The organism is Clostridium sp. CM042, assembly GCF_055080995.1.
In genome coordinates this window covers 1,451,937-1,464,947 of sequence record NZ_CM143646.1, presented here as the reverse complement: position 1 = coordinate 1,464,947, position 13,011 = coordinate 1,451,937, and the positions used below count along the sequence as shown (strand labels likewise).

Annotated in this window: 9 protein-coding genes; 7 read left to right on the top strand and 2 right to left on the bottom strand. The window is 31.1% G+C overall.

All coding sequences use genetic code 11. The annotated features are described in order from the left end of the window. Positions 1-37: 37 nt before the first annotated feature. From ACWJJ7_RS06985 to ACWJJ7_RS06965, 5 genes are all read left to right on the top strand, one after another. Positions 38-604, top strand: coding sequence for a hypothetical protein (locus ACWJJ7_RS06985; protein ID WP_462964526.1), 567 nt, complete (start codon positions 38-40; stop codon positions 602-604). Positions 605-648: 44 nt separating this feature from the next. Beyond that, a complete protein-coding gene (locus ACWJJ7_RS06980) occupies positions 649-1,341 on the top strand; it encodes a response regulator transcription factor (protein WP_462964525.1) in 693 nt (230 codons plus the stop codon). Then, positions 1,319-3,508: a sensor histidine kinase gene (locus tag ACWJJ7_RS06975; protein ID WP_462964524.1), complete on the top strand. Its 2,190-nt coding sequence runs from the start codon at positions 1,319-1,321 to the stop codon at positions 3,506-3,508. Before ACWJJ7_RS06980 ends, ACWJJ7_RS06975 begins: the two co-directional genes overlap by 23 nt. 392 nt (positions 3,509-3,900) lie before the next feature. After that, a complete protein-coding gene (locus ACWJJ7_RS06970) occupies positions 3,901-5,214 on the top strand; it encodes an aspartate kinase (RefSeq protein ID WP_462964523.1) in 1,314 nt (437 codons plus the stop codon). A gap of 67 nt (positions 5,215-5,281) precedes the next feature. Then, a complete protein-coding gene (locus ACWJJ7_RS06965) occupies positions 5,282-6,571 on the top strand; it encodes a homoserine dehydrogenase (protein WP_462964522.1) in 1,290 nt (429 codons plus the stop codon). A 293-nt stretch (positions 6,572-6,864) separates the two neighbouring features. Here ACWJJ7_RS06965 and ACWJJ7_RS06960 read toward each other — a convergent pair whose 3' ends face one another. Continuing rightward, entirely contained in the window at positions 6,865-9,246 is a 2,382-nt protein-coding gene (locus ACWJJ7_RS06960; protein WP_462964955.1) for a homocysteine S-methyltransferase family protein, read from the bottom strand. Continuing rightward, the gene (locus ACWJJ7_RS06955; protein WP_462964521.1) at positions 9,227-9,898 is read right to left on the bottom strand and encodes a vitamin B12 dependent-methionine synthase activation domain-containing protein; all 672 of its coding nucleotides are present in this window, start codon (positions 9,896-9,898) and stop codon (positions 9,227-9,229) included. Before ACWJJ7_RS06955 ends, ACWJJ7_RS06960 begins: the two co-directional genes overlap by 20 nt. Positions 9,899-10,175: 277 nt before the next feature. Between ACWJJ7_RS06955 and ACWJJ7_RS06950 the strand changes: the two genes are divergently transcribed. Both ACWJJ7_RS06950 and thrC read left to right on the top strand, forming a co-directional pair. Next, complete coding sequence (locus ACWJJ7_RS06950; RefSeq protein ID WP_462964520.1) at positions 10,176-11,393, top strand: cofactor-independent phosphoglycerate mutase; 1,218 nt, start codon at positions 10,176-10,178, stop codon at positions 11,391-11,393. Between the two features lie 14 nt (positions 11,394-11,407). Further along, a complete protein-coding gene (gene thrC / locus ACWJJ7_RS06945; protein WP_462964519.1) occupies positions 11,408-12,898 on the top strand; it encodes a threonine synthase in 1,491 nt (496 codons plus the stop codon). Positions 12,899-13,011: the final 113 nt, after the last annotated feature.

Below are 13,011 nucleotides of genomic sequence, written 5' to 3'. Positions count from 1 at the left end.
TAATTACTTATAGCTAGTTATTTAGGAGGGAAATCAAATGAGAAAAGCAAGTCTAATTGTAATTGTTCTAATAATAACAAGTATAGCAATAATATTTTCAACAAATACTAATTCATATACTCAAGCAGGAAATCTATCCTTAAATAAGAATATATATAATTTTCTAGAGGATAAAGGAAATCGAATAGAAGCCTATGATGCAGCCATAGAATTAAATCAGGGTAGTTCAAAAAATACCTGTGTTTATTTTATGTCAGAAGTCCTAAGGAGAAACAATTTTAATGTGCCCAAGGAAACAAGCAATACATCACAATTTATATCTGTACTTAAGGAAAAGGGATTTAAAAAACAAAAGGATTATGAAAACTTAAAGCCTGGAGATATATGTTTCACCACAGATGATAGGAGTGGCTTTCCAAGTCATACATATGTATTTATGAAATGGGTAAAGGAGGGAAATTACGACTATGCCTATATATGTGATAATCAAGCAAAAGATTATGAGGGTAAAGTTTATCACATTCGGAATATAAATGTTATAACTAAATCCAATGGTGCTACTAAAGATGCTTTTTCATTCTTTATGAGAAAATCTTGGTTGTAAAGTTGCTTTATTAACATATATAATATAGCCAAGGGGTGATTAGTATGACTAAGTTTAACGTTTTAATTGTAGATGATGAATATGAAATTAGGGAAGCCATTGAAATATATTTAAAAAATGAAGGAATAACAGTATTTCATGCTGTAGATGGTATAGAAGCACTGGAGGTTTTGAAGGAAAAAGAAATTCACCTTATATTAATGGATATAATGATGCCTCGAATGGATGGAATTAAAGCTACCTTTAAAATCAGGGAAAATAAAAACATTCCAATAATAATGCTTTCAGCTAAATCAGAAGATACGGATAAAATATTAGGGCTTAATATAGGTGCGGATGATTATATTACAAAGCCTTTTAATCCAATGGAACTTATAGCTAGAGTTAAATCTGGGCTGAGAAGGTATACAAACCTTGGCAATTATAAAGAACGAGAAGATGAGATAAATGTACGTGGACTTATATTAAATAAAGACTCAAAAATGGTAACAGTGGATGAAAAAGAAATAAGACTTACAGCCATTGAATATAAGATATTAGAACTTTTAATGACAAATAAGGGAAGGGTATTTTCAATTGAAGAAATATATGAAAGAGTTTGGGAAGAAACATTTTATAATGGAGAAAATACTGTGTCAGTTCATATAAGGAGAATAAGAGAGAAGATAGAGATAAATCCAAAGGAACCTAAATACTTAAAGGTGGTGTGGGGTATTGGCTACAAAATCGAAAAATAAATATGTATATATTGTAGCTTTTATTATATGTGTATATATGTTTGGACTTGCAGCCTTGACAGCAAGAGACTTTATAAAAAACAGTGAATATATAGGATCGGATTCCTATTTCACTAGTTCAAATTTTAAAAATGAATTGGTTGGTTATTTTAAGAATATGCAAGCACTTAATGGTGTATATAAAGATTATTCACAGAAATCAGATGATGAAAAGGTTACAGAAACAGAGCTAATGTCATCTAAAATGGTGTATGATTCTGGCTTGAGGAATAAGGAAGATGAAATAAACAATAAGTATAAATATGATATATTAGCAGCAGAAAAAGAAGGTAATAAAGGTAAGCTAAGCAAGATAATATATACAAAAAATGAAGAGCTTGATAAACTTAAAAAGGAAAATACAAAAACTTTAGAGGATATGAAAAAGGAAATAGCGGCATATAAAACTAAAGAATATGAGAATATTAAAAACGCTGTAAAGGAAAAAAGTATAATAAAATACTTCATAACAAGAGGGAATAACAATATTATAGATACTAATATTGCAAATGTTTCAGATATAGATTTATATGTAAAAAATAATTCATTGTACAGTATAAAATTTCCTAAACAATTATTAAATAATTATGATGAATTATTCTCAATAAATCAGTGGGCTACAGGTAATGGGACAGAAGTATATTTTATTATTCCAAAGGACATAGATCACAGTAGTTATATATATAAGAATTATGTTTATTATAATTCTATAGGACAAAGAATTATTAAAGAGGCAATAATAGGCGTTGTGTCATTTATTATAGGATTTATCATGTTAATATATATATTAAAGAAAAACTACGAAGAAATGTATTTTATTCAAAAGCTATCAAAGAGGATCAACAATCTACCCTTCGATTTGAGGATACTTATATTTGTTGTATATACATTTATAATAAATGTATACACAGATAATGTTGGATTTTTCTACAAACCATATAATTTTAAGCAAATTTATATACTGACTCTAATAGCAGTTTATATAGTCTACTTTATTTTTAATGTAAGGGTGATATTTAATTTAATAAGAAATAAAGAAGATTTTAGAGTAGAGATAAAAAGATGCCTGTTTCATAGATTAAAAACTACTATAAAAGATAGATCTATAGCTCAAAGAACTAAGTTTAAAGTAATAGGTGCTATTATACTTACTATATTACTTGGAGTGGCTTCAATTGGTCTACCTACTTTGAGAAATGCACAGTCAGCTTCTGGAATAATATTAATGGTATATATACTTTGTTACGTAATTATTATGTTATTCTATATATTTAAGATAAGTGGATTCTTATATAAACTTATAAAAGGAACGGAAGAAATAGTTTCTGGAAAGTTCGATTACGTTGTGGAAGAAAAAGGGAACAGAGAATTTTTTAGAATAGCCCATAATATAAACAATATGAAGGCTTCTTTCAAAAAATCTCTAGAAAATGAGATGAAAAGTGAAAGGCTTAAGTCTGAACTCATAACTAATGTGTCTCATGATTTAAAAACTCCACTTACTTCCATTATAAATTACGTTGATTTGTTAAAAAAAGAAGGCATAGCGAAGGAAGAAGCACAAGGGTATATAGAAGTATTAGATAGAAAATCTCAGAGACTTAAGATACTTATAGATGACTTATTTGAAGCTTCTAAGATGGCTAGTGGCGCGGTGGAACTTGATATAGAAAAAGTAGATGTAACTGCACTTTTGCAGCAAGCCTTAGCAGAACTAGATGAGAAAATTAACAATTCGTTTTTAACGTTTAAGTTAAAGATGCCTAAAGAAAAGGTTTATGCTAATTTAGATGGGAAAAAGACTTGGAGAGTATTTGAAAATCTTATAAATAACATATTAAAATACGCGCTTCCTAAAACTAGGGTATATATTGAGTTAATAGAGGAGAATTCTAAAATAATCATAATCATGAAAAATGTAGCCTCTTATGAAATGAATTTTGACGAAGAAGAAATATTTGAAAGATTTAAAAGGGGAGATGAGTCAAGGACTACTGAAGGATCGGGACTAGGACTTTCCATTGCTAAAAGCATCCTAGAGATTCAAGGAGGAAATCTCAGTATTGAAATTGATGGGGACATTTTTAAAGCTAAGGTTACTGTGCCATCATTTCCCATGGAAGGCTAATAAGTTTTTCTGATTTCATTAAATGTAGATAACTAATTTCTAATGTAGTAAATATAAAAGGTTTGAAAATCTTATAAAAGAAGAAATGAAAAAGCTGTGAAGTATAACTTCACAGCTTTTATTATTAAAGTAAAGGGGGACCTTTGCTTTAAATTACTATTTAAATAGTAACATAAAATTGTGAAAATATAATGAAGAGAATGTTATATATATGTTAACTATGAATATATATAAGTTTTTAAATATAACTAATTTAATTTTAAATAGCTAATTGGGCACAAATATGTGAAAAATCAGGTGACATTTTAAGAAAAACGGGTATAATTAATTCAACGCTAATTTACCATTAATTCATAAGTTTTTAAGGTTAAGACATTTGGGAGGTAAAGATTATGGAAGTTATAGTTGCAAAATTTGGTGGGAGTTCAGTATGTGATAGTAAACAATTTCAAAAAGTAAAAGATATTGTTTTGTCGGATGTTAGGCGGCGTTATGTTGTGCCATCAGCTCCAGGGAAAAGAAATAAAGGTGATTATAAGATTACGGATCTTTTATATTTATGCCATGAGCATGTTAAAAAATCACTGCCATTCGATGAATTATTTAAATTAATTGAAGAAAGATATACTGTTTTATGTAGTGAATTAAAGCTTTCTATTGATATGGCAAAATGTTTAAGAGAACTTAAGGAAAAAATAATTAATGGAGCTTCAGAAGAATTTGTAGCAAGTAGGGGAGAATATTTTAACGCTTTAATATTAGCTGAATATTTGGGGTACGAATTTATTGATGCTGCTGAGATTATTTTTTTTAAGAAAAGTGGACGTTTGGATGAAAAGGCAACCTACGATGCCGTAAAGACTAGGTTATCAAAAGTAGAAAAAGCGGTAATACCAGGATTCTATGGTTCTTCCAAAGATGGTGAAATAAGAACATTTTCAAGAGGTGGTTCAGATATTACCGGGGCAATAATTGCTAGAGGTGTAGGTGCTAAGCTATATGAAAACTGGACAGATGTGTCAGGTCTCTTAATGGCGGATCCTAGTATTGTTAGTAACCCCAAACTTATTGAGGAAGTAACATATAAAGAACTTAGGGAACTTTCATATATGGGTGCAAATGTTTTTCATGAAGAGGCAGTTTTTCCAGTTAAAAATCATGGAATCGCAATAAACATAAAAAATACTAATAAGCCAACAGACAATGGAACCTTTATTTTAAATAATAAATCAGAAATTAAAGTTGGAAATATTACAGGGATAGCAGGAAAAAAAGATTTTACAGTAATAGCGATGGAGAAGACACTTATGAATAAAGATATAGGATATCGTCGCAGGATTCTTTCAATTCTTGAAAGTAATAATGTATCCTTTGAGCATATTCCATCAGGTATAGATTCAATTTCATTGGTAATTGACGATTCCGAATTAGAGAATAAGATTGATGAAATATTAGAAGAAATTGAAAATCAATGTAGTCCGGATTCATTAATAATTTATCCCAATATGGCTTTAATGTCAGTGGTAGGAGAAGGGATTATAAGAACGAAGGGTATATCTGCTAAAGTACTTAGTGCATTATCAAAATATGATATAAATATTAGAATGATCAATCAAGGGGCAAGTGAGTTAAGTATAATTATTGGTGTAGAAAACGAGGATCTTGAAAATGCAATTAGGGCAGTTTATAAAGCATTTGAAAATTAATCATTACCTGTGGAGAAGCAATAATATGTAAGATCTGCATGAGATGATTTAAAAGGAGGAAATTAGTATGGAAAAGGTAAAAATAGCGATTTTAGGTTTTGGCAATGTTGGGACAGGTGTATGGAAGATACTCCATGAAAATAGAAAAGAAATAATGAAACGTTCAAATTATGAAATAGAGGTAGCTAAAATACTCGTAAAAGATATAGATAAAAAAAGAGATATCGATGTACCTAAGGAAATATTAACAGATAATGTTGATGATATTATAAATGATGAAAGCATAAAAATTGTGGTTGAACTTATTGGTGGAAGAAAAGAAGCTAAGGAGTACATGATACGCGCAATGAAAGCTAAAAAACATATTGTAACTGCTAATAAATTAGTTATTGCAAACTGGAGTGAAGAGTTATTTAAAACAGCTGAGGAAGAAAACGTATTATTTTATTATGAAGCAAGTGTAGCTGGTGGAATTCCAATAATACGTGAAATTAATGAGAGCCTTACAGCAAATAGGATTGAACAGATAATTGGAATTATAAATGGAACAACTAATTACATATTAAGCAAAATGACAATGGATGGAATTAGCTTTGATGAGGCACTAAAAGAGGCTCAAGAAAAGGGTTATGCTGAAGCAGATCCAACCTCTGATGTTGATGGTTTTGATGCTGTTTATAAGCTTGCGATAATGTCTTCTCTAGCATTTGGAACTAAGGTTGATCATGATTGTATTTATAGAGAAGGAATAAGAAATATTAGTGATATAGATATAGAATATGCTGAAAAATTTGGTTATACAATAAAGCTTTTAGCAATAGCTAAAGAAGAAAATAACAAATTAGAGCTAAGAGTACATCCAACAATGATACCTTCGAGCCACCCAATGGCAAATGTAGCCGATGCATTTAATGCGATTATGATAAAAGGAAATGCAGTTGGAGAGTTAATGCTATATGGAAAAGGAGCTGGAGATTTACCAACTGGGAGTGCAGTTGTAGGTGATATAATATCCATATTAAGAAACAATGTAAAGCCTTCTGATGCAAGGGACCTAAGTGATAAAGATGATTTTAAACAAGTGAAAAAATCAGAAGAAAATGAATCAGAATTCTATATCAGACTTAATGTTAAAGATAAGGCGGGAGTTTTAGGAGATACAGCGAAAGTTTTTGGAAACAACAATGTTAGCATAGTATCAGTTACTCAAGATGTAATGCTTGAAGATTATGTAATATTAGCATTTATTACGCATAAGAGTGAAGAAAAGAACATACGAAATTCATTAGAAAAAATAAAAGAACTTGGAAATGTAAATAAAATAGAAAGTATAATAAGAATAGAATCATTTAATTAAATTATGTTTTTCCGTCCTTCGATTTCCTTCCAGGGTCGAGCAAGAGTCACGACATTGAATATAGATATGCATAATGGTATGAACTATCTACCAGAGTGACTCGAAATAAGAAGCGCAGAAACATTGAAATTCCATTTAGAAATTCTTGTTTTGCCAATATTAAATTCTCGCTAGCCGAATGTGAGCGCCAGAGAATTTAATATTTGCAAAAGATTAGAATTTCTTAATGGAATTTCACGTTTCAAGCTCTTATTTCACTTCACGCGGTCGATAGTTCATACGGTATGCATCCCTTATTCACATTTGAATAGTTTTCTGGCAAATTTTACAGTTTGAGTTGCATCTTTTGCATAATAATCTGCTCCTATCATTTTTGCATACTCTTCATTTAAGACTGCTCCTCCAACAAGGACAGTGCAATCCAAATTATTGTCCCTAAGTGCTTTTATTGTTTCCCCCATGCTACTAACTGTTGTGGTCATAAGTGCACTTAAACCAACTAATTTAATGTTTCCGCTGCGAACTGCATTAACAACTACATCCTCGTGTACATCTTTACCAAGGTCTATTACCTCAAATCCATAGTTTTCGAGTAGGATTTTTACTATATTTTTTCCTATATCGTGTATGTCGCCTTTAACAGTTGCAAGCACAATTGTACCTTTGCTAAGTTTTTTATCCGTGCTTGCCATCATTCTTTCTTTGATTACCTCAAAAGATTTCTTTACGGTTTCTGCAGATTGTAATAATTGAGGAAGAAATATTTCTCCGCTTTCATATTTTTGACCTACAATATCAAGTGATGGAATTAGATATTTGTTTACAATTTCTATTTCAGACATAGTTTTTAAAAGTTCTTTTGTTATTTTCGAAGCTTCTTCTTTCAAACCATCAACAATAATTTGATTTAAATCTTTAGCATTGACAACTTTTTCAATAGTTGGGTTTCCTTCAAAGGATGAATAAATATCTATATATTTATTTGAAGCTTTATCTTTATTCCATAAAACATTAAATGCATTAATAGTCGCCATCATATCTTGTGATAGAGGATTGAGTATTGGTGCATCAAGGCCAGCTGTTAATGCTGCAGCAAGGAACGTTCTATTTAATAGTTCTCTTTGTGGTAAACCAAATGAAACATTGCTTACTCCAAGAATAGTTTTAACTCCTAGATTAGATTTAACAAGTTCAACTGCGCGAATTGTCTCTTTAACTTCACTTTGTTGCGCTGATGCAGTTAAAACAAGACAATCTATTATAATATCTGATTTATCTATTCCATACTCTTCAGCCTTTTGTACAATTTTCTCGGCTATTTTAAGTCTGCCTTCAGCCGTTTTTGGAATGCCATCCTTGTCAATAGTTAAGCCTATTACACACGCACCATATTTTTTAACAATTGGGAATATGGAAGCCATTACGTCTTCTTTACCATTAACAGAGTTTATTAGTGGTTTTCCATTATATATTCTTACTGCTGACTCAATTACGTCACACCGTACACTATCAATTTGAAGGGGAAGGTTTATAACACTTTGTAGTTCTTTTATTGTTCGTATCATAACGTCTTGCTCGTCGATTTCAGGAAGTCCTACATTTACATCTAGGATATCTGCGCCTGCATCTCTTTGATTAATAGCTTCTGTAAGTATATAGTCCATATTGTTATTTTTTAAAGCCTCTTTTAACTTTTTTTTGCCAGTAGGATTTATTCGCTCACCAATAATTTTTATTTTCTCTCCAAGGACTACTGTTAAAGAGGGAGAACTTACGGCTGTTATTCTTTTAATATCACGTTTTACAGGTTTTAATTTTTTAAGCTCGGCCTTTATAGCTGTTATATGCTCGCAAGCGGTTCCACAGCATCCTCCGAAAAGCGTAACACCCATTTCTGCCATAATTTTTGCATACTGCGCAAATTCTTGTGCCTCAACATCAAAAACTGCTTCTCCATTTACAAGTTTAGGAAGCCCTGCATTAGGTTGAACTATAACAGGAATACTTGAGTACTTAAGTATTTTTGTTATTATTGGAAGCATTTCATTTGGTCCTAAGGAACAATTTACTCCAATTGCATCTACTCCAAGACCCTGAAGTACGTTCACCATAGTTATTGGGTCTGTTCCCGTTAATGTACGCCCGTCACCTTGATATGACATTGTACATATTATTGGAAGTGAACTATTTTCTTTTGCCGCAAGAATAGCAGCCTTCGCTTCATAAATATCTGACATTGTCTCAATAAGAATTATATCAGCACCTTCCCTAGCGCCAATTTTAATCTGCTCTGCAAAAGTCTCATATGCATTATTGAATGATAATGTTCCAAGTGGCTCCATTAATTGACCAATAGGCCCAATATCAAGTGCAACAAGATTATCACCAGCCGCTTTTCTTGCAATTTTAACAGCACTTCCAACAATACTCTCAACAGTATATTGCGTATTTTTAAGCTTATAACTATTTGCACCAAATGTATTTGTGGTAATAACGTCACTTCCTGCAGCTAAGTATTCTCCATGTATTTTTTCAATGATTTCTGGGTGTAATATATTATAGCTTTCTGGTAATTCACCCATCTTAATTCCGTATTTTTGGAGCATTGTTCCCATAGCTCCATCAAATAATAAAAAGTCATTAAAGTTTATTTTTCTACACACAATATCTACCATCCTTTCTGAATTCACAATTTTTGTTTTTACAATTTTTACATTTTTCAAATTTATTAATAGGTTTTAAATTTGCAATTTCACTAAGTCCTATAAGTGCGGTTACCGATTTCCTTGGTAACATAACACTATTTTCAGTAATGGATAAGCCTATTTTTTTATAAGCATCCAAAACATTTAATATTTCTGCCCCATTATCAATAGAGAAATCTCCATAACCTGGACTATATCTAGTTGTAATATATAAATTATCTATTAAGGCATTTTTCATAATCTCATCTTGCAACTCATCACATAAGGTTTCTATTGCTGTGGTTGCACAGGCATCCATAATTAAACCTTTTGTAATATTAAATCTTGAATAGTAAGATATTCTACTATCCACATTTATCCCTAATGTTGCGGCCATAACCACACATTTTTTTGAATTTACTAGAAGATTTTTTATGTCCGTATCTTTTAAAACTAACGTACTACCTAAGAGAAAAATTTGACCGTTTTTTCTTTCAATATCAAAAGTTTCATATACAAAATTTTCTTTACATATATCAATAATTTCGCAGCAACATTCATCAACTAAATCAATAATACTCTTATTAATAATTTGATTTTTATAGCCCACATATCTTAATACTTCTTGTTTATCAATTATCATAGTACGCTCCAATCTGTTTTATAATAGAATAAAGTATAAATACAACAATTGCAAATATAATATATTTTACAAATATTTGTAAAGTGCATATTTGTATTGAAATTTAATTCTATATGAGTTATAATGAAAAACAATAATTTGATAAATCTCTTTTTTTTACTTATCGTAATATAAAGCGCTGCTTTCTTACAAGAAAGCAGTTCTTCTATATATATATCAAAAATATTAGCTTAATTATGAAATATTATAATAAAAAATTATAATAAGGAGTGTATATATGAAATATATTGTAGTACTAGGAGATGGAATGGCAGATTATCCTGTGAAGGAGCTTGACGACAAAACACCTCTTCAATACGCTAATACGCCTACTATGGATTATATGGCAAAGCACGGCACTCAAGGCTTGGTTAAAACTGTGCCAGAGGGTATGCCGGCAGGAAGCGATACAGCAAACATGGGCGTTTTTGGTTATGATCCATTTGTGTACTATAGTGGACGTTCACCATTTGAAGCAGCAAGCATGGGAGTCCAAATGTTAGATACAGATGTAACATTTAGATGTAATTTGGTAACGGTATCTGAAGAATTATCATATGAAGAAAAAACTATGATTGATCATAGTTCTGATGAAATCACAACTGCTGAGGCAGAGGTATTAATAAAAGAATTAAGTGAGTATTTAAGCACTGAGGCAATAAAGTTTTATCCAGGTATTAGCTATAGACATCTTATGATATGGGCTAATGGACCATACTCTTGGAAACTTACACCGCCACATGATATTCTAGGTAAAAAAGTAAAGGACTATATGCCTAAGGGACTTGGTAGTGGAATTTTTGAAGAAATGACGAAAAAAAGCTACAAATTTTTAGCAAGTCATGATATAAATAAAAAGAGAGTAGCAAGAGGACTAAAGCCAGCTAACTCAATATGGATTTGGGGGGAAGGAAAGAAACCACTCTTATCTAGTTTTTATGAAAAATATAATTTAAAAGGTTCAGTAATTTCTGCTGTTGATTTAATAAAAGGAATAGGAATGTGTGCAGGGATGGATGTTATTGATGTAGAAGGGGCTACTGGAAATGTTAATACTAATTTTAAAGGTAAAGCAGAGGCCGCTCTAGGTGAAATGGCAAAGGGTAATGATTTTGTTTATATACATGTTGAAGCTCCAGATGAATGTGGCCATAGATATGAAATAGAAAATAAATATAAAGCCATAGAGTATATAGATAACCAAATAGTAAAGGTTATAAAAGATGAAATGGATAGAATTGGTGAAGATTATAAAATGATAATACTCCCAGATCATCCTACACCACTGTCGCTTCGGACTCATACAGGTGAGCCGGTTCCATTTTTAATATACCAAAGTAATAAAGAAAAGGACAACCTAAATGGCGCTTATAATGAATTCACAGCTAAAGAGACAGGACTATATTTTCCGGAAGGATATAAGTTAATGGATTACTTTATAAAAGGTAGTATATAGGGGGAAAGAAATTTATGAAACAAATATATTATAAGAGCACTCGAGGAAATGAAAAGGAAGTAAAATCAGCAGAAGCGATTGCAAGAGGACTTAGCAAAGATGGAGGACTTTTTGTACCAACATCAATACCAAAGTTAACTATAGGACTTGCTGAATTATGTCATATGAATTATAAAGAATTAGCATTTACTATAATGAAAGAATTTTTAACTGATTACGAGGAAAAGGATTTATTAGAGTCTATAGATATGGCTTATAATGAAAAGTTTGATACGAAAGTTATTGCTCCGCTTTCAAAGCATGGTGAATCATATTTTCTAGAATTATACCATGGACCAACTTTAGCATTTAAGGATATGGCTTTATCAATATTACCTTATCTTTTAAAAAACGCGGTAAAGAAATTAAACATTGATAAAGAAATGGTTATTCTTGCTGCAACATCTGGGGATACAGGCAAAGCAGCACTAGAGGGTTTTGCAAATGTAGAAGGCACAAAGATAATAGTCTTTTTCCCACAAGAAGGTGTTAGTGAGATTCAAAAAAGGCAGATGTTAACGCAATCTGGGGATAATACTTTTGTAATAGGAATTGAGGGAAACTTTGATGATGCACAAAATGGAGTTAAACAGATGCTTATAGATGAGGGCCTTCTGAAGAGATTAGAAGAAAACAATAAAATGTTCTCATCAGCTAATTCAATAAATATTGGGAGACTAATACCACAGGTTGTATATTATTTCTATGCATATGCTCAGCTTTGTAATATGGGAGACATCAAAATAGGGGAAGAGATAAATTTCTGTGTTCCTACTGGTAATTTTGGCGATATATTGGCAGGATACTATGCAAAGAAAATGGGATTACCAATTAAAAAGCTAATTTGTGCTTCAAATGAAAATAAAGTGCTATTTGATTTTATAAATACAGGTACATATGATAGAGTAAGGGATTTTGTAATTACTATGTCACCTTCAATGGATATATTGATTTCAAGTAACCTCGAAAGACTTTTATATGCTATAAGTGGGGAAGATTCGCTAAAAATAAAAGATCTTATGGATAAGCTTAAAAAAGATGGTAAATATGAGATTGATGATGATATGAAAAAAGAGTTAAAGGACTTCTTTGGAGGTTATGCAACCGAGGAGGATACGGCAAAGGCAATAACCGAGGTATATAAAACTACTAATTATGTAATTGATACACATACTGCAGTTTCCTATGCGGTATATCAAAAATATTTAAAAGCATCAAAGGATAGTGCGAAGACAGTTATTGTGTCAACCGCAAGTCCATATAAATTTACGCCAGATGTTATGAAATCAATAGATGCAAAATACACAGGGCTAAATGACTTTGAATTAATAGCAGAACTTAGTAAAATAACAAGGGGGGATATTCCAGCAGGGATAAAGGATATAGAAACAAGACCACTACTTCATAAAACTGTATGCGCAAAGAATGAGATGCAAATACAACTTGAAAAGATTCTTAAAATATAATAGGATCAACCTATTGTTAATATTACATTCCCTCAGACTATTTAATTAGTTTGAGGGTTTTTCTTTTATTGATAACAAGGTTAGTTGAATAGTCGTAATTGGGTAAATATTCA

Coding starts and splice junctions, on each gene's coding strand:
- thrC (WP_462964519.1), top strand. CDS start 11,408: ATGAAACAAATATATTATAAGAGCACTCGAGGAAATGAAAAGGAAGTA.
- ACWJJ7_RS06965 (WP_462964522.1), top strand. CDS start 5,282: ATGGAAAAGGTAAAAATAGCGATTTTAGGTTTTGGCAATGTTGGGACA.
- ACWJJ7_RS06950 (WP_462964520.1), top strand. CDS start 10,176: ATGAAATATATTGTAGTACTAGGAGATGGAATGGCAGATTATCCTGTG.
- ACWJJ7_RS06970 (WP_462964523.1), top strand. CDS start 3,901: ATGGAAGTTATAGTTGCAAAATTTGGTGGGAGTTCAGTATGTGATAGT.
- ACWJJ7_RS06955 (WP_462964521.1), bottom strand. CDS start 9,898: ATGATAATTGATAAACAAGAAGTATTAAGATATGTGGGCTATAAAAAT.
- ACWJJ7_RS06980 (WP_462964525.1), top strand. CDS start 649: ATGACTAAGTTTAACGTTTTAATTGTAGATGATGAATATGAAATTAGG.
- ACWJJ7_RS06985 (WP_462964526.1), top strand. CDS start 38: ATGAGAAAAGCAAGTCTAATTGTAATTGTTCTAATAATAACAAGTATA.
- ACWJJ7_RS06960 (WP_462964955.1), bottom strand. CDS start 9,246: ATGGTAGATATTGTGTGTAGAAAAATAAACTTTAATGACTTTTTATTA.